The 21940-nt window shown below is 52.6% G+C and carries 20 protein-coding genes; 15 read left to right on the top strand and 5 right to left on the bottom strand.

Annotation, left to right across the window (positions count from 1 at the left end; translation table 11 throughout):
- Window positions 1-5 precede the first annotated feature (5 nt).
- Window positions 6-929, bottom strand: a complete 924-nt coding sequence (locus HUO07_RS18410) for a LysR family transcriptional regulator (RefSeq protein ID WP_176304714.1) — start codon at window positions 927-929, stop codon at window positions 6-8.
- Window positions 930-1366: 437 nt separating this feature from the next.
- On the opposite strand from HUO07_RS18410, the gene HUO07_RS18415 reads away from it, so the two are divergent.
- Window positions 1367-3094, top strand: a complete 1728-nt coding sequence (locus HUO07_RS18415) for a peptidoglycan DD-metalloendopeptidase family protein (protein ID WP_176304715.1) — start codon at window positions 1367-1369, stop codon at window positions 3092-3094.
- A 110-nt stretch (window positions 3095-3204) separates the two neighbouring features.
- On the opposite strand, the gene HUO07_RS18420 is transcribed toward HUO07_RS18415, so the two are convergent.
- A complete protein-coding gene (locus HUO07_RS18420; RefSeq protein WP_176304716.1) occupies window positions 3205-4845 on the bottom strand; it encodes a L,D-transpeptidase family protein in 1641 nt (546 codons plus the stop codon).
- Window positions 4846-4950: 105 nt separating this feature from the next.
- On the opposite strand from HUO07_RS18420, the gene HUO07_RS18425 reads away from it, so the two are divergent.
- Together HUO07_RS18425 and HUO07_RS18430 are read left to right on the top strand one after the other, a co-directional pair.
- Window positions 4951-5673, top strand: coding sequence for a murein L,D-transpeptidase catalytic domain family protein (locus tag HUO07_RS18425; RefSeq protein WP_101145878.1), 723 nt, complete (start codon window positions 4951-4953; stop codon window positions 5671-5673).
- 282 nt (window positions 5674-5955) lie between these two features.
- Window positions 5956-7083 (top strand): CZB domain-containing protein, encoded by a 1128-nt coding sequence (locus HUO07_RS18430; protein WP_176304717.1) that lies wholly within the window; start codon window positions 5956-5958, stop codon window positions 7081-7083.
- Between the two features lie 96 nt (window positions 7084-7179).
- Here HUO07_RS18430 and HUO07_RS18435 read toward each other — a convergent pair whose 3' ends face one another.
- Window positions 7180-8907 carry a methyl-accepting chemotaxis protein gene (locus HUO07_RS18435; protein WP_101145876.1) on the bottom strand — a complete coding sequence of 576 codons (1728 nt, stop codon included), beginning with the start codon at window positions 8905-8907 and terminating at the stop codon, window positions 7180-7182.
- 245 nt (window positions 8908-9152) lie between these two features.
- On the opposite strand from HUO07_RS18435, the gene HUO07_RS18440 reads away from it, so the two are divergent.
- The 8 genes from HUO07_RS18440 to HUO07_RS18470 all read left to right on the top strand — a co-directional run bounded on the left by HUO07_RS18440 (window position 9153) and on the right by HUO07_RS18470 (window position 17644).
- The gene (locus HUO07_RS18440; RefSeq protein WP_101145875.1) at window positions 9153-10172 is read left to right on the top strand and encodes a patatin-like phospholipase family protein; all 1020 of its coding nucleotides are present in this window, start codon (window positions 9153-9155) and stop codon (window positions 10170-10172) included.
- Between the two features lie 372 nt (window positions 10173-10544).
- Window positions 10545-11897 carry an MFS transporter gene (locus HUO07_RS18445; protein ID WP_035559246.1) on the top strand — a complete coding sequence of 451 codons (1353 nt, stop codon included), beginning with the start codon at window positions 10545-10547 and terminating at the stop codon, window positions 11895-11897.
- 103 nt (window positions 11898-12000) lie between these two features.
- A complete protein-coding gene (locus HUO07_RS18450; protein ID WP_176304718.1) occupies window positions 12001-13284 on the top strand; it encodes a nitrate regulatory protein in 1284 nt (427 codons plus the stop codon).
- Window positions 13285-13393: 109 nt separating this feature from the next.
- Entirely contained in the window at window positions 13394-14080 is a 687-nt protein-coding gene (locus HUO07_RS18455; RefSeq protein ID WP_176304719.1) for an SDR family oxidoreductase, read from the top strand.
- Window positions 14081-14247: 167 nt separating this feature from the next.
- Window positions 14248-15240, top strand: coding sequence for an LLM class flavin-dependent oxidoreductase (locus HUO07_RS18460; RefSeq protein WP_176304720.1), 993 nt, complete (start codon window positions 14248-14250; stop codon window positions 15238-15240).
- A 26-nt stretch (window positions 15241-15266) separates the two neighbouring features.
- Entirely contained in the window at window positions 15267-15761 is a 495-nt protein-coding gene (locus HUO07_RS18465; RefSeq protein ID WP_176304725.1) for a GNAT family N-acetyltransferase, read from the top strand.
- 198 nt (window positions 15762-15959) lie between these two features.
- Entirely contained in the window at window positions 15960-16466 is a 507-nt protein-coding gene (locus HUO07_RS21845; protein ID WP_246286794.1) for a PDC sensor domain-containing protein, read from the top strand.
- Window positions 16448-17644, top strand: a complete 1197-nt coding sequence (locus HUO07_RS18470; protein WP_246286800.1) for a sensor domain-containing diguanylate cyclase — start codon at window positions 16448-16450, stop codon at window positions 17642-17644. Before HUO07_RS21845 ends, HUO07_RS18470 begins: the two co-directional genes overlap by 19 nt.
- Here HUO07_RS18470 and HUO07_RS18475 read toward each other — a convergent pair.
- Window positions 17632-18195, bottom strand: a complete 564-nt coding sequence (locus tag HUO07_RS18475; protein ID WP_176304721.1) for a DUF1415 domain-containing protein — start codon at window positions 18193-18195, stop codon at window positions 17632-17634. The genes HUO07_RS18470 and HUO07_RS18475 overlap by 13 nt on opposite strands.
- A gap of 104 nt (window positions 18196-18299) precedes the next feature.
- On the bottom strand, window positions 18300-18986 hold the full coding sequence (locus HUO07_RS18480) for a GntR family transcriptional regulator (protein WP_035559238.1): 687 nt from the start codon (window positions 18984-18986) through the stop codon (window positions 18300-18302).
- 179 nt (window positions 18987-19165) lie between these two features.
- Between HUO07_RS18480 and HUO07_RS18485 the strand changes: the two genes are divergently transcribed.
- The 4 genes from HUO07_RS18485 (at window position 19166) to HUO07_RS18500 (ending at window position 21940) form a co-directional block, all read left to right on the top strand.
- Window positions 19166-19735, top strand: a complete 570-nt coding sequence (locus HUO07_RS18485; protein ID WP_176304722.1) for a chromate transporter — start codon at window positions 19166-19168, stop codon at window positions 19733-19735.
- Window positions 19732-20262 carry a chromate transporter gene (locus HUO07_RS18490; protein ID WP_176304723.1) on the top strand — a complete coding sequence of 177 codons (531 nt, stop codon included), beginning with the start codon at window positions 19732-19734 and terminating at the stop codon, window positions 20260-20262. The genes HUO07_RS18485 and HUO07_RS18490 overlap by 4 nt, the downstream gene beginning before the upstream one ends.
- Window positions 20263-20403: 141 nt before the next feature.
- Window positions 20404-21396, top strand: coding sequence for a Bug family tripartite tricarboxylate transporter substrate binding protein (locus HUO07_RS18495; protein WP_246286802.1), 993 nt, complete (start codon window positions 20404-20406; stop codon window positions 21394-21396).
- Between the two features lie 67 nt (window positions 21397-21463).
- On the top strand, window positions 21464-21940 hold the full coding sequence (locus HUO07_RS18500; protein WP_246286804.1) for a tripartite tricarboxylate transporter TctB family protein: 477 nt from the start codon (window positions 21464-21466) through the stop codon (window positions 21938-21940).

Genomic DNA, 21940 nt, shown 5'->3' on the forward strand with positions numbered 1-21940 from the left:
ATGTTTTACGCCTTTTCGTTCGAGTGAATCGAATCATGCTGGGCACACTCGCTAATTACTGCCTGTTTTAATGCTACGGCCATCGCATGAGCCGCAGGCCCTGCCCGGTCTCGGTCGCGGAAAATCAACTGAATCGGCACTTCACGAATACCGCCGGCAGGTAACGGCAATACCTTTAATTGGCCGTTTTTTAACTCCTCACCAATACGTGTTTCTGGCATCCAAGCAAATCCCAATCCACGCCGCAGCATATCGAGCGATGTATTGAGATGAGTAACGGTCCAACGCTGCTCCGCTTTCAACCAGCCCGCGTTGGTTGATTGACGCAGCGCTGAGTCGCGCACGACCAACTGGCGATGTTGAGCAAGGTCTCGCAGATCCAGCGAGCGGCCTAACTGATGCAGAGCGTGTTGAGGATGCGCAACGGCCACAAAGCGAACCGTTACCAGCGGCTCGCCCAAAAAACCTTGCGCCTCAATGCCGGAGACCACCAAGTCTGCGCGGCCATCGTAGAGCATTTCAATGCCCCCATTGAGCACACTTTCGTGCAACTGAACACGCACCTGAGGATACGTTTCAGAAAAGCGCTCGAGCGCCTTGGCTTGAGCACCCGTTGGAAATACCTGATCAATGGCCACCACGATTTCTGCTTCTAAGCCGGCGGCTAACCTGGTAGCCACATCTTCAAGCGAGGCTGCGCTTTCGATTAACTGGCGCGCACGACGAAGCAATAGCTCACCCGCTTCAGTTAAGCGTACCTGGCGGCCAATGGGCTCCAGCACCTGAACCCCTAGCTGCTCTTCTAACTTATGCACGGCATGGTTGAGCGTAGAAGGGCTTTTATGTACGGCTTCTGCCGCTCGCGCGAAGCCACCATGGTCAACCACGGCAGCCAACATTTGCCATTGTGAAAGTGTTACCCGGGACATTTCGATTTCCTCAACGCAATACAGCGAAACGATGCGCTTATTATTCGAAAAAAACATGACTAGAATGCCAGGAAACAGTCATCAGTGCCGCCTATGTGTATAAAAAGCTTGTTACTCCTCTTAAGTTATAGGTATTGAGAAGCTTGAACACTCGGATGCTATATAAATTTTAGACATTTGCTATATTTATGCTTTAGATAAATCAGTTTTCGTCTATGATTGATACAGAGTATGTAGTTAGCCTGCTTTTTCAGTTACATTTGTTAGCAAACGGTGTTTATAAATAGTAATCTTTGCCTATTGTTGCCATAATTCTTTTTAATTAAATTTTATGTATAGACATACAGTCTATTCACCCTTGCCCTCATGGGGTATGGTTCCTGGGTTTATGCGCTTAACTGTTGCTTTTAATCACGAACTCGGCGGTCCATTTACCCATGTTGCGAATCCTTTATTCGCTGCCCCGCACGCACAAATTATTACTGTTACCTGTGGCCACTATGGTCACTGTGCTGGGCACACAGAAGTTACTGACGACATACCAAGATCTAAATCAATCACACACACCGCTTGAAAGCGTGCTGGTTCCGCTTCCTAGCGATTCTGCTCCGGGGGTTCCTTCCCTGCGTCAAGAACGCACGCCGGTAGCAGAAGCGATCGATCGCGCTTCACGCGCCCTCGACGCCACCCGCGAAAATATTCCGCTCAGCGAATTAACCGCCACCGAGATCGTTGATCTCGATATGAACGTTATCTCCAGTGCACAAGCAGACATGGCCGGGCAAGCCGCCTTGGGCGACGAAGTAACGGTACTTAATGCCGCAGCCCTGGATGCACCAGCCCTTGATATCGCAACGCTAAGTAGCGCGGGGCTGGATGACGGCGCATTGCATATGGCGATTGTGCTGGGCACCCTCTCCAGCGGCATGCTGGATGTGGATGACACCTCTTCGGTTGAAATTGCGGATGCCACCTCTTACGAGGATTATGGCATTGAGCTGTTTGACGACATCTCGTTCTTGGAATTAGAGCTCGCCGCAGAAGAGCCGTTTGTTCCTGAGTGGGAAACGCATATTGTTGAATCTGGCGAAACATTCGCTTTGCTGGCACAAAATGAATTAGGCCTTGGGTACAGCGAAGTGCTTGCCCTGCTTGAGGATCTGCCCGATCAACGCATGCTAACCAACTGGCGCGCCGGACACAGCTTTGATTACCAGCTAGATGAGGATGGGCGTTTACTTTCCTTACGCATGATGAAAAATACCCGTGACGGTATTTTATTGGAGCGTGATGCAGACCAGTTCGCCATCACCACTATTGAGCGGCAAGGTGAGCCTGTCCAACGCCTTTATGCCGGTAGTGTCAGCGGTAGTTTCGCGCGCTCGGCCCAGGCAACTGGCTTAAACAGTGGCGCGGTGACAGAACTGACGAAGCTACTTGAGAAGAAGCTCGATTTTCGGCGTGATAGCCGCCGTGGCGACCGCTTCCAGGTGCTGGTTGAATCAGACATGATCGACGGTGAAACGCTTGATTCGCGGGTACTGGCGGTTCAATACAATGGCGAGCGCATGGACCTTACCGTTGTACGTAACGCCACCGACGATAACTTCTATACGCCTGAGGGCAGCAGCCTAGACCCTGCGTTTGCACGTCATCCCTTTGAAGGCAGCTACCGCTTAAGCTCGAACTACAATCCACAGCGTAAGCACCCGGTAACAGGCCGTATTAGCCCGCATAATGGTACAGACTTCGCTATGCCAATTGGCACGCCTGTAACAGCTCCTGCCAATGGCGTCGTTGAGCGCGTGAGCAACCACCATGCGGCAGGACGCTATATCGTCGTTCGTCATGACAACGGTTATCGTACCCGCTACCTGCACCTTTCCCGCCCACTGGTTAGCCAAGGTGAACGTGTAACCATGGGCGAGCGTATAGCGCTATCAGGCAACACTGGCCGCAGCACTGGCCCTCATCTGCATTATGAAGTCATCGTCAACAACTCGCCGGTCAATGCGATGACAGTCGCCCTGCCCGAAAATACCAGTTTAAGCGGCGATACGCTGATTGCGTTCCAGAGCCAAGCAGCACCAATACTGGCAACCTTAGAAAGCGGTGAGACAGGTCCGGTTAGCGTAGCTACCTTTCAGCAGGAAAGTGACGACTAGCCTCCATATTCACTGATGCTTAATTGAGAAATGCTTTAACGCAAAACACCGCTTCAGCGGTGTTTTGCGTTGTGTCACTAGCATTGAAACACTTAAACAGGACGCAGCACTTAAACAGGACGCTGCAGCGCTGCTAGTAGTGTTGCATCACGACGATAGATATCGGGCCTAAACTCCACTTCCCCTTGTGCATTTGGCCAGGCGGTCAAATAGTGCAGGGCAATCGGGATGCGTTGAGTCAGGTTCACATTGCGATCACTCCCACCACTTAACAGGGTACTAAATTGGTAACGGCTGCCGGTATCTTGAAGCAGCATCTGCGCCAGTTCAGCCACACCCTCTACCCGCACACAGCCTGAGCTGAGTGCGCGCTGGTTACGCTGAAATAGCCCGCGTGCGGGGGTGTCGTGCAAATAGATCATGTCATTATTAGGGAACCGTACCACGACACGACCAAGCGGGTTACCCGAGCCTGCCACTTGGCGCAACATCACGCCGCTAGGGCGCTGCCAATCAATCTCTTCTGCCACCAGCGGCTCGCCGGAAGGACTAATCACCCGAATATTTTGACGCGCCAAGTAATCGATATCCGCGCGCACGCGAGGCAGTACATCCTCACGCATAATCGTCGGCGGGATGGTCCAGGATGGATTAATCGTTAAGTGGCTGATAGTGGAATGGATGATCGGCGTTTCACGACGCGGCGAGCCGACGACCACTCGCGCATCCCAGTGCTGGCCGTTAGGACGCACATAGTGCATTCGGTAACCGGCAATATCGACCCACACTCGTGGCTCGGCAGACTGCATAGGGCGAATCCACCGCGCGCGTTCTAAATTGACCCGCAGTTGGTCGATTCGCGCTGACACCGGCGTATTTAACGCAAGCCGGGTCTGTTCACCCACCACACCATCTTCCTGTAGTAAATGGCGGCGCTGAAAACGCTTCACAGCGGATTCAAGTGGCGCATCAAACACGCGCTGATTAGACGCTGCTTGCACATCAATTAGCGGATAAGCGCTGCTGTCAGCCACCATCAAGTCCGTTTCACCCCAGAGTGCCAAACGCTGGCGCAGCACAATAACATCGTCGGCTTCATCCCCCGGCCGAAGAGACTCCTCCCTGGAGGCTAGGTAGGGCGCGCTACCCAGGTTTGCCAACTGGTAATGCTGCTTTAAGGCGTCACGCAATTGCTGATATTCACCTGAGGAAGGCCTAGCCAACTCGGTGGCATTATCCAGCGCACGATCTTCAACGGCATGTACAACACGTAGCAGCGAGTAGTCGCTTTCTGGTCGCGGCGCGTCCCACTGTGGCTCTACGTCTCGTGGATTCACCTTGCCGCGCTCTAAATGATCCAGTGCCAGCAACAGCGAGCGAGTGGCTTTGATATCGAACGAGGCCTGTGCGGCATCATCACCCGACTGACTACGCTGAAACTCACCAAGCAACGTATCAGCGTGATAATCGGCCGGCACCAAGCCATCGTTTTCCAAGCTGTTTAGCGCCTCGACCAGTGACTCAACCGCATCCGCTGCCTGCCACGCGGGCTGACCATCACTGAGTTGGTAAAACTCAGTAATCGGAAGTTGTTGCGCGTCTGCCGAGCTTAATTGTTGAGCTATCGCCTGCTGCAATGGATCTGAGGCTGAATCCGCATACACAGGGCTGATGCCTAAAGGGCCGTAGGTAAGCGTTAGACACAGAGCGCTCCCTATCGCCCATCGTCTTAGTGGCTGTCTCTCGTTCATCACCCTCTCCTTGCGTTACTATAGTCTTCCACATCGCCGACCCCGTTTTTTATATTAGTCGGCTAATTTTCATAATGACTGATATTGCTGGTAGGATCGACTTTTATGGCTCTTCGTTTAAATGTTGCCACGTTATTATTTTCTCTACCTTTTATACTATTTACATTACCGCTACACGCCGCCAGTTTCTTTGCCCAGGTTGAATCTACACCGCCACGCGGCGTACTGCCTTTACATCACCAGTTATTGCAGCTCGCCCCCCAGGCAACGCCCGCAGCACTGCGTTTAGCCGCTCAGGCACTCAATTGTGCCGACCCCACTGCCGAGCGCCTTGCAGTCATTGACTACTCACTGCCGTCTACCGAACCACGCCTATGGGTATTTGATTTACGTCAGCATGAACTGCTCTTTGAGGAGCTGGTTTCTCATGGCCAAGGGTCTGGCGATGCCCAGGCCAAGACATTTTCCAACACGCCTGATAGCCACCAATCCAGCATTGGCCTATTTCGCACCATGAATAGCTATTACGGCCGCAACGGCTATTCGCTGCGTCTGGAAGGCCTTGAACCTAACGTCAACGACCTAGCATTCGAGCGCGCCATTGTGATCCACGGTGCTGACTATGTGAGCGATGCGTTCATTACCCAAACGGGGAGATTAGGACGCAGTCATGGTTGCCCCGCAGTACGTGAAGACGTTACTTACCCACTGATTGATAGCCTTAAAGAAGACCAATATGTGTTTGCTTATTATCCTGACGCCGAGTGGCTTGCCACCTCAGCGTTTCTAGGCTGCACAGCCGCCGCCGCTCAACTTGCCCGCCGCTGATGCTATCCAAATGCTTAGCTATTCTGACATTGAGCTATTCCGACGTTGAGCTATTCTATCTTTTAGCTATTCTGGCTTTTAGCTACCCCGTCTTTTAACTATCTAACCTCTTCGCTCTTCAGACTCTTAATAAAGAGGGCGTTAATAATCTCATTCTCGCAGACCATTGGCAGCTGAATTTCATCATTGAAAGCAGCTAAACCAAGCGTACAGGGGAACCCTCTGCAATAATTTGTGACAAATTAACACAAAACATTGCTATCTGCCGTAGGTGTCTCTGCCATGTTCACCTTTATGCATCCTTTTCAAAAAATTCGCCGCCTGGAACAGGAGGTCGCTGACTTACGCACTCAGCTCGACGCCGCTACCCCCTCGCCCAGCAGCCGACTGCTAAGCCTAATGAAACCGTCGCAATCCATCGGCATGCTGCAAGCGAGAGGGGCGGATATGCTGGCCTCGCTCAATAACGGCCTTCAAGAGTATGCCGACCAGCTTGCCGGGGAACGCGCCACCCTAACGGAGACGTTTAACCTGATTGCTGCTGCCGAGCATGCCATCGACACCCTTGATCAGCGTTGTCACGATCCTGAATATACCGAAGCGCTCCCCGCCTCGCCGTTAGTATTAGCTAAGACCCTACACGCTCTGAGCCAACTGCAAGTAGCGTTTGCTCGCAATGCGGGTCACGCGCAAGCATTAGCGGTTAGCACAGCACTCGAAACGGCCCATCGCCAAGGCCTGGGGAGTGCTGATTCCGCTACCCAGCAGTTACCAGGAATAGCCGCCATTGCAGATGATGTTCACCGCTTAGCGCTTAATATGCAGCAGCTAAGCCATCAGCTCAGCCTGCTAATGGAGCAAGTCAATAGCCAAGTAAGAACGCACTCGCAAGCAGTGGTGAAAAAACGCCAAGCCGACGAAGACATTGCCCAAAAAGCACAGACAGCTAAGCACGCATTGCATCGGTTAACGGATCAAACTCAGCATATGCACAAGGTGATACATCACAGTGCTACCGCTGCGTTTCTACATTCCGCCAAGCTTGACCATGCGGTATGGAAATATCGCCTCTATAAGCAGTTATTATCTGCCAACACCGACACACCACTAGAAGATCATCATCAATGCCGCTTAGGGCGCTGGCACCAACAAGGTGAGGGCTACCAACGCTATGCCCGCACGGAGGCTTATCGAGCATTAACAGCGCCGCACAGACGCATGCATGAAAGCGGTGCTGAAGCGCTTAAATTTGCCCGCTTAGGCGACCGTAATGGTCAATTAGCTGCTTTAGGCGTCATGGAAGAAGCCAGCCAGCAGCTAGCCCTACAGCTGGACAATCTCATGGAACACGCCATATTTGAGGCGCCCTACTCAACCAGTCATCACTCACCGTTAGCAGGTTCGCCTTAACGCACAGACGATGACTTCACAGATGCTAAAAAAGCATCGGCTGCTACGGATGAGCAGCCGATATTGGCATTGTTTCTGTTTTAGATTGCTCTTGGCTTAGAAGGCCTCCCACTCAGTTGGGTGACGCTGATCGCTATTTCGCGGCGCGGGCCTCAATCGTGACTGAGCGGCTGGCAGCGCTGATGCAGTTGCTTCCATATCCCCCAGCACAAACGACTCAAGCAAGCGTGAAAGATGCTCTGCCCCTGCTCGCAGCCGCTGGGCTGAGGTGGCACTCTCTTGCACCATGGAGGAATTCTGCTGGGTCATGGAATCCATCTCGGCCACCGCCGTATTCACTTCACTGATACCCGCACTTTGCTCCCGCGCGCCCGCGCTAATTTCAGCAATCACATCGGTCACCCGGGTAATGCTATCGACAATCTCCTGCATGGTGGTACCCGCTTCGCGCACCAAGGCGGTGCCACCTTGGGTACGCTCCATTGAGCTGTCGATCAACTGGCGTATCTCTCCGGCGGCATCACTGGAACGGCTGGCAAGCTTGCGCACTTCTTCAGCGACCACGGCAAAGCCGCGCCCATGCTCACCAGCACGCGCCGCCTCAACAGAGGCATTGAGCGCCAGGATGTTGGTTTGAAACGCAATAGCATCTATTAGGGTAATAATGTCGCCAATTTGCGTGGCTGACTGATTGATTTCACCCATCGTATGTTCAACACGCTGCATAACGGAGTTACCTTTACGGGCAACATCCACAGCCCCTTGAGACAGCTGCGATGCCTGATCAGCGGCTTCGGTGGTGTGATGCACGGTCGACGTGATTTCTTCCATGGAGGAAGACGTTTGCTGTAGGTTAGCCGCCGACTGTTCTGTGCGCGTGGCTAACTCGTTGGTGCCTTGATCGATATTCTGCGACGCAAGCAACACACTCTGGGTCGTGCGATGCACATCTTGAAGGGTGATCTGCATCCGCTCGACAAAGGCGTTAAATTGCTGGGCCAAATCGCCAATTTCGTCATTGCGCTCCACCCGGAGGCGCTGGGTTAAATCCGCCTCGCCCGTGGCAACGTCATGCATCGCAGCGGCAGCACGCTTCACCGGGCTCAGCGCCCGCTTGACCAGCCAAGTTGCCAGCACCCCCACACCTAGCAATAGCACCAGCGCTACAACGCCCTTGGCGATCAAGTCATGACGAAACTCCTGCCACGCCAACGCCTCCACCTGCGCCAACCCCACATCAATATCACTTAGGTAGATCCCGGTGCCGATCATCCAATCCCATTCAGGGATAGCAATCGCCATGGAGTGCTTTGGCTCGATGTCACCGGTGGCGGGATTAATCCACTGATAGTCGTAAAAGCTTGTATTCCCCGAGCGGGCACGTTCAATTAGGTCTTCCACAAAGGCGTTGCCTTCACTATCGACCAGCCCCACCATATTGGTACCCACCCGCTCTGGCGCAGCGGCCATCGCTCGCGCCGTGCCGTCAAAATCAAAGGCGAAAACATAGTTGGCATTGCCGTAGCGAAAATTCTGCAGTATCTCTTGCGCCTGCTCTTGTGCCTCTGACTGGCTAAGCTCAGCATGGTCAACGAGGTGTGAGACCGCATTACGGGCGGACTCAACTAAGTAGCGCACCGTCGTTTCACGCTCACTGACCAACACATCACGCTGCTTATCGAGCGTTTCTTGCATACTCGTTATTGAGCTGCGCACTTCCAACGCGGACAGCACTAAGGCCAAAATCAGCATGGGAAGTAACACTAAAGCGACCATTTTCGCCTGCAGACTCATGCTAAAGCGTGCTTTATTTTTTTGCGCCATGCTCGAGAATCCCCTTGTAATGTTTTTTATAATTCATATGTTTATAGAAATAGTTTACGTTAACGTAACTGTTGTTTATTAATCTTATCGCATGCAGTCGACCACACTCTATCGTTTAGGCCAATCATAATTTGGTATTACCTTTTGTATTCCCCGTTAAATAGCCTTGTATATTCTTTAACTGCCTATGCCATGCTGGTCTTACTGCAACCACACATCACACCAGTCGCAATGGGAAAAAGCATATGGCACAGGTCAAAAAGCTAGACCTCGCATTACAAGGTGGTGGCGCTCACGGCGCGTATACCTGGGGCGTGATTGATCGCCTATTAGCGGATGAACGCATTGAAATTGAAGGGATCAGCGGCACTAGCGCCGGGGCCATGAACGGTGTCGTCATGGCCGATGCATTAACACGCGGTGATAAAGAGACGGCTCGCCAGGCACTGTGCGACTTTTGGAAAGCCGTCAGTCGAGCGGGTATGACAAGCCCAATCCGTCGTACGCCCCTGGATATATTGACCGGCAATTGGAGCCTGGATAACTCACCCGGCTTTATTGCTATGGATCTACTAAGCCGCGTGGCCTCGCCCTATCAGCTCAATCCGCTCAACATTAACCCGTTACGCGATATCGTGGCTGAGCATATTGATTTTGAACGGGTTCGAAAATGCGAACAGCTAAAGCTGTTTGTGGCGGCTACCAACGTGCGCACAGGAAAGCAGCGCGTGTTTCGCCGAGAAGAGATGAGTGTGGACGCCGTGATGGCCTCCGCCTGCTTGCCGTTTATCTTCCAAGCCGTAGAAATTGACGGCGAAGCGTATTGGGATGGCGGCTATATGGGCAATCCGGCACTGTTCCCACTCATGGAAGAGTGCAGCGCACGGGATATTCTGCTGATTCAAATCAACCCCATTAGCCGCAATGATGTACCCACCTCTGCGTCAGCTATTATGAACCGTCTCAACGAGATCACGTTTAATTCAGCACTGATTAAAGAAATTCGCATGATCGCGCTGCTTAAACATGCGCTTGATGAGCAGGGAATTGAAAATTGCTACCAGCAGGCGCTTTTTCATCGTATCAGCGGTGAGCTGGCGCTTGAAGGACTCTCTGTGTCGAGTAAATCCAATTCCGAGTGGCCTTTTCTCTGCCACCTTTTTGAACAGGGCCAGGACGCCGCCGAACGCTGGCTAGGTGAACATTTCGATGCCATTGGCGAATACTCCACGCTCGATGTAGATGCTGTCTATTTACATGAATAACGGCCAACATGAATAACGGGCTAAGCGAAGAGCGCCGATATTTACCCGCTCGACCGAGGCCCTTTTAAGCACCAAGATGCCGCAAAAAAAGAACTGCATGCCCACTCATGCAGCATATTCACTTTACTCATGTGCTAACAAAACAACAAAAACAAATTAAGATTATGATTTTTAACAACAAATATTCAACTGGCAAACTACCTGCATATTTTCAGTAGTGGTGGTAGGCGTGGACCAGGCCCAACTGGGTACGAGTGCGTCGAGCCTGACCTTCAATGGAGAAGGCATGTTCTCGTCAATTGCTGACGCAAAGCGCTAATTTTCGCGTTTAGCGTAGTGATCAACTCGTTTTATGCCCCGTGAGGCCATCCCATGGACATACGCAACAAAGCCAACCGTATTCGGCTGCTTAATTTTTCGACCCCTCAAATGCGCGCTTTCCACTTTTCATGGTTTGCGTTTCATATCTGCTTCTTCGGCTGGTTTGGCATCGCCCCTCTTATGGCGATTGTTCGTGAAGACCTTTCACTGACCCAAACACAAATCGGCAATACTATTATTGCGTCGGTGGCGATCACCGTCATTGTGCGCCTAGCCATTGGCGTACTGTGTGACCGTATTGGGCCGCGTAAAACCTATACCGGGTTACTGATGTTAGGTGCTATTCCGGTGATGGGTATTGGCTTAGCCGATAGTTTTGAAACCTTTCTATTAGCGCGCTTAGCCATTGGGGCCATTGGCGCCTCCTTCGTTATTACCCAATACCACACCTCAATGATGTTCGCCCCCAATGTGGTTGGCACCGCCAACGCTACCAGCGCGGGCTGGGGTAATTTAGGCGGCGGTACCACACAAATTCTGATGCCGCTGATCTTCTCAGGCATGCTGATGCTGGGCGTCAACGAAGCCTTTGGCTGGCGCTTAGCGATGATGGTACCCGGCGTTGTGATGTTCTTTACCGGGATCGGTTATTGGTTCTTTACTCAAGATGCACCCAACGGGAATTTCAGTGACCTGCGCGCAACTGGCGAGCTGCCTGAGGCGACCGGTGAAAACGGCGCAAAACATAGCTTTCTAGCTGCCGCCAAAGATATTCGTGTATGGGCGTTGTTTGTTGTGTACGGCCTGTGCTTTGGCGTAGAGCTTACGATTAATAATATTGCCGCTATCTACTTTTTTGATAAATTTGACCTCACTTTAGCCACGGCGGGCCTGATCGCTGGCTTATTCGGCCTGATGAATATTTTTGCCCGTACTCTGGGCGGTGTCTTTTCTGATTTATTCGCCAAGCAAGGCGGCCTAAAGGGGCGTGTACGCTGGCTGTTCATTGCCTTGATTTGCGAAGGGATTGCGCTGGTAGCGTTCTCGCAAATGCATGTACTCAGCCTAGCGATTGGTATCATGCTGGTGTTTAGCCTGTTTGTGCAGATGGCCGAAGGCGCCACTTATGGGGTTGTCCCGTTCATCAATAAAAAGGCCCTGGGGGCTGTAGCGGGCATAGTCGGTGCTGGCGGCAACGTGGGCGCGGTCGGCGCTGCCTTCCTGTTCCGCAGCGAAAGCCTGAGCTATCAGCAAGGCCTGTTCTACCTAGGAATAACAGTGCTGGCACTGGCATCCTGTGTTTTGCTGGTACGCTTTAGCGACGCCACCGAAGCTGAAGAGGCCAAAGCTTACCGCGATGCAGTTGGTGACGACGTTGGAGCAGGCGCTCTCTCGCTACGTTAAGCGCTTTCCAATACACTCAAGTACGCTCCCATACGCCCTTATCCAGTTAGGTAGCGATATGGGAGTGTTTACATTTAGGCGGCGAGCCGTTAAGGAAAATTCTATGTCTTCAGCGCAGCAACTGCTCTTAACCGCCATTCGTTGCGATATCGACAACCTTACTCACCTTGCCACCACCGCCGATATTGTCGGTGACATTAGCCGCTTTATTCATATGCTCCAACGTGAACGAGGAGCGTCAACGATCTATCTAGCCTCTCAAGGCCAGCGTTTCAAAACCCGCCGCGATACTTACCGCCAACACAGCCAGCAGGCGGAAACCTTAATGCGCCAGCGGCTGGAAGCGCTCAGCCAAGAGGCTCGCCCCCAGGCAGCCGCTCGCTTACTACGCCGGATTGCCGCCGTTTGGTATGCCCTTGATGAGCTTGATGAACTCCGTCTGGCTATCGACACCTTTGCCATCTCGCCTGATGCAGCCACTCAGGCCTTTAATCAACTGACCAGTGGGCTGCTAGCGATTGTATTTGAAGCCGCTGACTCCTCTATCGACCCTGATATCACTCGCCATCTGGTTGCCATTTTTCACTTAATGCAGGGCAAAGAATTAGCTGGCCAAGAGCGAGCCTGTGGCGCATTCGGCTTTACCCATGGCCACTTCGATGAAGCGCACCGCGCTTTATTGAATCAGCTAGTGACTGACCAGCAGCGCTGCTTTGACACATTTGTAGAGTTTGCTACGCCTGAGGCGCAGCAGTCATGGCAAAAAGAGCTTTCGCCTCGCACCCTGGCCGGTATTTACCATTTACGCGACATCGCCTGCCAGCGTCATTCGGCATCACAAACACCACCCAAAGACACATCTGATTCACTGGGTGAAACCTGGTACGAACTAACTACGCTACGTATCGACTCGATGAAAACAGTTGAGGATGCATTGATCACTCAGCTGAGTGTGTTTTGTCACCGCAAAATCGCTCAGGCCGAAGACGGATTGGAAAAAGCCAAAGCAGGGCCCTGTCGTCCTACGCCTGCCCCCTGCGCACACTTACTAACGCTGGCGGGTGCGCAACCATTAGGTGACCTGACAGCCAACGCGCTAACCTCACCGCTAGGGCGCTCGCTGATTGAACTCACCCAGGCACAGGCCAGCCGCTTACAAGGGCTTAGCGATGAGCTTGAAAACACCCGTAAAGCGCTGCGTGAACGCAAACTGATTGAACGTGCGAAGGGGCTCATCATGGCTCATCAAGAGATGAGCGAAGAAGAGGCCTACCGGTTTCTGCGTAAAACCTCTATGGATCAAAGCAAAAGCATGGCGGATATGGCCCAAGCTATTCTGGATCTCTCTGCAATGCTAAAACGCAAAGAAGATGGGCACGCCCGCTAACGTAAGTAGTAGAGCCGTACCGCAATGGTTAGGTAGGTATGTTTGCAGGATGCCACTCCCTTAGCCATGCTAAAGTCTTACTTAGTTAAACGAGCAAGGAGTGCAACCCATGCATAAAGGCGTGTTATTGATTACCGGCGCATCCAGCGGTATTGGCGCGGCTACCGCCCGAGCAGCCTCTCGCGAAGGCTACAAACTGGTGTTGGCCGCCCGTTCTAGCGAAAAACTCACCGCTCTGGCTCAAGAACTGGGGCCAGAAAACGTACTGACCTGTGAGTTGGACGTGACTAATTTTGAGCAGCAACAGGCGATGGTTGAGCATGCACTGGAAACCTTTGGCCGCTTGGACGCGATCTTTGCCAACGCCGGTCGCGGCGGCTCACCAGGCGGGTTTAGCGGTGCGGATCACGACGCATGGCGTGAGATGATTCTTACCAATATTTATGGCGTTGGGCTCACCATTCAAGCTTGCTTACCCGCCTTAAAGCGTAGCAAAGGCCATGTGTTATTAACCGGTTCAGCGGCAGGCCGCACGACCATCCCAGGCTCGATGTATAGCGCTACGAAATGGGCGGTCACGGGGATTGGCTATAACCTGCGTGAAGAGCTACGTGGCACCGGTATGCGCGTGACGTTGATTGAGCCAGGCATGGTCGATACGCCATTCTTTAATGAACCACCAGAGTATGCATTAGAAGATCGTGATATCGCCAATGCCGTGGTTTATGCGCTTGCGCAGCCTGCCCATGTGGACGTTAATGAAATTCTTATTCGCCCCACCCCGCCGCTTGAGTAAGCGTGATCGTACCGGCACTCCGCTCTCATCCAGTCCATTCCGGCACACGTCACATCTACATGGCTCAGACCTTGCAATTTATGTTCACTGACCGCATAACGTGTAATTACCAAGCGCGCTAAGTAATTTTCACTCAATGCGCCCACGAATTAACTTGCAGGTGACCCATGAGCCAACTCGCTTCCACGGCGCTTTCCGTTCTTGATCTGGCCCCTATCCGCCAGGGCGGCAGCGCCGCTGAGACCTTCCAAGACAGCGTCTCGCTGGCACAGTTAACCGAGCGGCTAGGCTACACCCGTTACTGGCTAGCAGAGCACCACAATATTGCTGGCATCGCCAGCGCTGCCACCGCGGTGCTGATCGGTCATATTGCTGGGCAAACTTCCACCATCCGCGTGGGTAGCGGCGGCATTATGCTACCGAACCACCCGCCGCTGGTGATTGCCGAGCAGTTCGGTACGCTGGAAACGCTCTATCCTGATCGTATAGATTTGGGGCTAGGCCGCGCACCCGGCTCAGACGGTGCGACGATGCAAGCCATGCGGCGCAACGCTCATGCCGGCGTCGACGACTTCCCGCAATTGCTGAACGAATTGCGCAGTTATCTAGGCGATGCAGAGCCCCAGCAACGGGTGAAAGCCGTCCCTGGTCAAGGCACTCATGTGCCTATCTGGCTACTGGGTTCTAGCGGCTACAGCGCACAATTGGCAGCCAAGCTGGGCTTGCCTTTTGCGTTTGCTGCTCAGTTTGCGCCAGGCTATTTATTTGAGGCACTGCGCTTATATCGCGACAATTTCCGCCCTTCCGAACACTTGGATAAGCCCCATGCGATGGTCGGCCTGCCCGTGATGGCAGCGGAAAGCGATGCGATGGCCCACTACTTGGCCACCACCGCGCAGCAGAAATTTCTTAACCTTATTCGTGGCAAGCCAACCCAGTCGCAGCCGCCCGTGGAGCAACTAGACTGGTCACCGGTTGAGCAAGCCCAAGTCAGCCAGTTTTTAGGGGCGGCGATTATTGGCGGCCCAGAGACGGTCAAAGCCGAACTTGAAGAGTTCCAAGCACGTACCGGTGCTGATGAATTAATGATTAACAGCGATTTTTATAACCATGCCGACCGGCTGCGCAGCTACGAGATTGTGGCTGAGGTCGCCCATTGAACGGCAGCACTACTATGTCTACATTTATGTCTACATTGCATTTCGCCCCCATGTCGGACGAAGACTTCACCAGTTTTTGGCCTACTTTCAAGGCGATTGTCGAGGCGCAAGAGACCTACGCCATTGACCCCGACATCAGCTTTGAAGCTGCCCGAGAGCTATGGTGCAGCACGCCTAAAACCAGCGTGGTCGTTAAAGATGAACACGATCATATACTGGGTGCTTACTACCTAAAAGCCAACGCGGCAGGCCCCGGCGACCACATCTGTAACTGTGGTTATATGGTGACACTCGCCGCACGCGGAAAAGGGGTAGCACGCGCCATGTGTGAGCATTCACAGGCGCAGGCCAAGGAGCTAGGGTTTCAGGCCATGCAATACAACGCCGTGGTCGCAACGAATGAGGTTGCCGTCACGTTATGGCAAAAACTGGGATTTCAGATTGTAGGCACCGTTCCTAATGCCTACCGACACGCACGCCTTGGTTTTGTCGAAACCCATGTGATGTATAAAGCGCTATAGCGATTTTGTCAGGCTGCCCTCAGTCAGTTTAGACATTGACTCTTTTTGCGACGTTTTGCTGCACATGACACTTTTTCTGACCGTTTCATTGCTGCAAACGTCGCGCATATTGAAAGCTTTTCCGGTAAAGTCATTCTCATAACATAAATTAAAACGTTTGGTTGATAAGCATCTATTGATCGCCCTAACCATCCGAGCATGACTCAAACCACGGTAAAGCCTTTTGTAATGTTTTATAGCTCCTCTTTTTTCTCACACTTTTCGCTGCGCTCGCGTTTTATCATCCTAATTGTCGCCTTGGTATTTGCCACGACGCTACTTCTTGGCTGGGTGGCTTCTCGTGAATCGGCTGAGCAAATGGAAGCCAATATTGGCAATGCGGCCTCTGAAGCGGCTTACCAAATGGTTGATAAGCTGGATCGCAGCATGGATGCACGTATTAAAGAAGTGAAGCTGCTACTGGGTATCCAAGCGCTCACTAACGGCACGGATACTAGCCTGCTACGTGAGCAGCTAGAGCGTTTGCAAGATAATCATAACGTTGTGTCGTGGATCGGCTTCACCGACCCTGATGGTGTTGTTCAAGCCGCTACCGAGGGGATTTTAGAAGGCGTTTCAGTTGCTCAACGCCCGTCTTTATTGAAGGGCGCAAGGCGCTCTGGGTTGGCGACGTGCATGAAGCTGTCATGTTGGCTCAATTGCTGACCAACCCCAGCGGTGAAGAGCTTCAGTTTGTCGATATCGCGACCCCGGTGTTTGACCGCAACGACGAGTTGCAGGGTGTTCTGGCTGTTCATTTAAGCTGGCAATGGGCTGAGTACATCCAACAATCCATGCTTACGCCTTCTGGATATCTGAAAGACACTGAGACACTGCTGCTCTCCGCTAACGGCACAGTGCTATTAGGCCCAGAGACGCTGATTGACCAATCGTTAGACAGCCTGAAACATATACCTAGTTCCACCACGACATCACCACAATGGGCGATTGAAACATGGCCCAACGGCGAACGCTTTGTGACGGGCTATGCACGCAGCAGCGGCTTTGAAGATTTTCCTGGTTTAGGTTGGATAGCGGTTAGCCGTCAACCCGTGGCTACCGCCTTTACACCTGTTGAAAAGCTGCAAGAGGCCATTATGGGAACAGGCCTATTACTTGCATTACTGTTTGCTATAGTTGGCTGGATAATCGCGTCAAGACTAGCGGCTCCCCTCACCCGCTTAGCCAATGCTGCCGACAGAATGCAAGATGGCGAACACGCCGATAGCATTCCGCTTGAAGGTGGCTCTCCAGAGCTTAAGCACCTATCGACCTCAATGCGCAACATGGTCACCCGCTTATTAGATCAGCACCGTACGATCAATCGCCTGGAAGATTTAGCCAACACCGACCCGTTAACGGGCCTGCCGAATCGCGCTTTTTTGAATCAGTACCTGCAGATTGCGATACCGGAAGCGGAGAGAAACCAACAAAGCATGGCGGTCATTTTTATCGACCTGGATGGCTTTAAACAGGTCAACGATGAGCTAGGCCACCATGCGGGCGATTTACTGCTGATAGAGATCACCCAACGATTGAAGAATGCGTTACGTAGCGGCGATGTGGTGGCCAGAATGGGTGGTGATGAGTTCGTCATGGTGCTTAAAACCAAGGAAGAGCATCTGGAAATGCTCACCCAAGAGATCGGTAGACGATTACTGAGTTCGATCAATCAACCCGTTTTACTACCTGATAATGAGCGGGCACGCGTTGGGAGCAGTTTAGGCGCCGCCTGGTGGCCCCACCACGGGCTTCATATCAATACCGTACTGCAACTTGCGGATGACGCTCTGTATGCGGCTAAAGCGAAAGGCAAGCATCAGCTTGTTATTCACTCCACCTGATTAACAGATTCAAAACAGCGTTGCAGCTGCTGCTCTGCAGTGTCGCTGCCCATCGCCGTTAACTTGGCAATATTGCGTTCGGGAATAGCGTCGGTGTCGCCATAAAACTCGATCGCCTTTTCAACGCTCTCTTCGCGTAGCAGATGCACCATGGCGTAGGGAGAGCGGTTGGTATAATTAGAGGCATCATCGGGTTCGGCACCGTCAAAGCAATAATCTGGATGAAAAGTGGCTAACTGATAAACACCTTCATAGCCCTGGTCGACCAGGATACTTTCTGCAAGCTCCACAAAATCCAAGTAGTGATCAAAGCTTTTAAACAGCGTCGGGAACACCAGCAGCGTGGTTTCTGTTTCGGGGTGCTCATCCAACCACTGCACTTCCACCATCAATTCCTCAAGCGCCACTTCAATTTTTTTAGAGCGCACCACTTCCACACGAATCGTTTCACGCTCCAACTCCCGCTGCGCAAACGGGCAAATGTCATGCGCCACAATAAAGGTGCGCACCCAGTTCAGCGTTTGCGCGACTACTTGGTTGTCTGTGTGCATAGCACTCTCTTTACTCATCTGGACGACGACGGAGGACATTATATGGACAGCAGTTTACACACTGCAGACACGCGGTGTCGTCGCTACCGGGGCAGTTTCTCCTGCTAGGCGTGCTCTTGATAACGCTTTAGGGCAACTTCGTAAGATTTATGAATATGGTCATCCATTAATTCACGCGCTGCTTTAGCATCACGTTGTAATGCTAGCTCCACGAGTTGATGATGCTGCTCGTCCAGCTCTTGACGAATCGTCGGCATTTTCGGCCCCAGGCGGCGGTAGCGGTCAAACTGGTCATGCAACTGCTCAATAAAACGCAATAACCAAACAGAGCCACAGGGGGCGACTAACGTACGATGAAATTGAGTATGCAGACGCTCCCACTCCTCGCCTTTATCCAGGGTGATGTCGGCCCGCTTCAGGCGGTGCGCCGCGGCTAATAAGTCAGCCTCCCAGAGCGAATCACCGTTAGCAATCGCCCGCTCTAACGCCATTCCTTCCATCTCTAGGCGCATGTGGGCAATATCATCGAGCTCTTCCCGGGAAAGCTTCGGCACACGAAAACCACGTTGATTTTCCTGAACTAATAAACCATAAGCCGCTAATTTATTGAGCGCTTCCCGCAGCGGGCTCAAGCCAACTTGGTAATGCTCTTTGAGCGCATTGATGGCGAGTTTTTCTCCCGCTACAAAGCGTCCACCGACAAGATCCTTACGTAAATTATCAAATACGCGACTTGATGCAGTACCTGCTGGACCTACTGGCGTTGCTACCTTGGGTAAAGAATTATTCATGACGATATCCTTTATTCATCTCAGTTCCCGCTGTCCATTCAATTTTTCACGGTTGACGTCGGGTCGGGCACTACCTATATTCTATTTTAGACAAGATAATCGATTTTTTAACCTACAAACGATAAATAAGGTTTGGGTATGCTTCTGATCTCCCCATTAGCTTTGCGGGATACGCGTCCATGAAATCACGTGGCGCCTGCTGGCAACTGTTCTGGGCTTTTTTCCGCGTCGGCATTTTTGGTTTCGGTGGCGGTCCCGCTATGATTCCCTTGGTGCGTGCCGAAGTTGTCACCCGTCATCACTGGCTCACCGATGAAGAGTTCGCCGACGTACTGGCGATCGGTAATACCTTACCCGGCCCCATAGCCACCAAAATGCCAGGTTATATTGGCTACCGTGTAGGCGGTGTGATCGGCTGTATCGCCGCCGTTATTGCCATTATCTTGCCCATGATTGTGGCAATGATCATCATGTTAGGCATTTTTAGCCGATACCGCGATGTCGCGTGGATTCGCGGCATGGGGCAGGCGGTAGTGCCTGTCGTGATGGTGATGATGGCACAACTCACCTGGGACTTTTTTGATAAATCAAAAGCGGCCCTTGGCTGGCTGGTCAGTATCGCCATGGCCATTGTTGCCGCTGGCTTGATCTATTGGCTTGGCATTCACCCCGGCTGGGTGATTGGCGCTATTCTCGCTGCCGCCCTACTGCGCCCTGCCGGTAAGAAAAAAGCGGAGGGGCCAGCATGATCTATTGGGAGCTCTTTTTAGCTTTTTTTATCCCGAACATTATTGGCTACGGCGGCGGCCCGGCGATTATCCCTCTGATCGAGGCTGAGGTGGTTGGCCGTTATGACTGGATGACCGCACAAACGTTTGCTGAAACATTAGCTCTAGGCAACGCCCTGCCCAGCCCTATCGCCACCAAAATGGCTGGCTACGTGGGTTATGAAGTCGCCGGTATTGGCGGGGCCTTCATCGCGGTGGCCGCCACGGTCATCCCGACGTTGCTCTTGATGCTCGGCGCACTGGGGCTGCTGTACCGTCATCGCGATTCACCACGGGTTAAGCGCATGAGCCAGTGGGTTCGCCCGGTTATTGCCATGATGATGGCCTGGCTCACCTTGGGGTTTCTACTTGAGAGTCTTAACACCAGCGGAGCGATTCATACGCTGATTATCGGTGCAGTGGCGGCTATCGCACTGATTCGCTTCCACACACATCCTGCGTTTGTGGTCATAGCCGCCTTGATTTATGGAGGGCTCTTTCTCGGCTAACACTCATTAACACACGATCTCTTACAAAGACGATTGTGTGGTGACAACAAGAACCCGATAACGGGACCACGCGCTCACCACGCCGCTGCAGTTGGGGCGGCATCCCACAACACCAAACTCAATCTATAAAGGTGTATAAGAATGACGCGTTCAACATTTACTCTAAGCACGACTCTAAGTACTACCCTCGCCGCCATCGGACTTGCGTCTAGCATGGCAATCGCCTCCACCGCCCAGGCTGATTATCCGGAGCAGGATATCCGCTTGATCATCCCTTACGGCCCGGGCGGAGCAACCGATATTCTTTTCCGGCTCATCTCCCAAGAGGCTGAAAAGACGTTGGGTGAATCCATCGTTCCCGTCAATATGGCGGGCGCAGGGGCGACCCTGGGTTCTCGCAATGTGAAAGATGCCGACCCCGATGGCTACACGCTCCTTGGCAGCCACGACACCATTGCGCTTTCTAAGTTAGCAGGCACCGTCGATTACTCGTTTGATGCCTTCGAGCCCGTTGCACTACTCACCCAAACCATCAATATTCCCACCGCACATGCCAATCACCCTGTGCAGAGCGCCGATGAAATTGCTGACTATGTGAGTGAAAACCCAGGCCAAGTGCGCTTCAGTATGATTCCTAGCTCTACTGACCACTTTTTCTGGGCACAGTTTTTTCAGGAAACGGGCATCGATATGGCCGATGTGCGCTTAGTTGGCTACCCCGATACGGGCGAACAGGTATCGGCGCTGATGGCGGAAGAAGTCGACTTCGCGATGTTTAATTTGCCATCAGGCGGTGCATTTTTTCAAGACGGCACCTTCCGCGCCCTTGGCATCGCTCATCCAGAACGTCTTGAAAGCATGCCGGATGTCGCCACCCTGCGCGAGCAAGGCATTGAGATGGACCACTCCACCAGTCGCGGCATTTTCGCTCCCAAAGGCACACCTCAAGAAGTCCTCGACACCATCGCTAACGCTTATGGACAAGCCCTGGAAAACGAAGAAGTACAGAGCCGTATCGAAAATGAGTTTGGCTCGGTAGTGAGATTTCTAGCAGGCGATGATTATCAAGCGTTCTTGGATGAGAACGAAGCGGCGCTAAGTGCGGCTGCCGAAAACATCGATTTCCAGAACTAAGAACGACTAAGAATGCATTCCCTAGCCCTCGTTTGTACGTGGGCTAGGGTTGCTGGAGGCATCGCTAATGCTAACGCTAACGAAAGACCGCGCCTTGGCGCTGGCGCTGCTCTTGATTGTGGCCGTCATGTGGATGGAATCAGGCAGCATTGCCCCGCCCACCAGCTGGCAGCCGTATGGGTCAGCGCTGTTTCCACGCATTTTATTGGTAGTGATCGGCATTTTTTCACTGCTAATTCTGGTGCGCTCCTTATTGGTAAAAGTACCTGAACGGGCTGGCGCAAAGCAGCTCATTAATGAGTGGTTTCAAAGCCGGCGCACCATACTCGCTCTGTTTCTACTGTTTGGGCTTTATGCCGCGCTCCTTCCAGTGGTGGGTTATATCGCAGCCACCATAGGCTTCTTGGTCGCTTCCCTTGCGCTACTAGGGCCTGTTGACGTTTTGAGGGATAGCATTGGCAGGATAGGGGCAAACTCACAGAATACAGGTTCCGACACCAACAAACTGCGAGCTTGCCATGCCCCGACTGATGCTCACAGATGA

The organism is Vreelandella maris, assembly GCF_013371085.1.
In the GTDB taxonomy this organism is placed as follows: Bacteria; Pseudomonadota; Gammaproteobacteria; order Pseudomonadales; family Halomonadaceae; genus Vreelandella; species Vreelandella maris.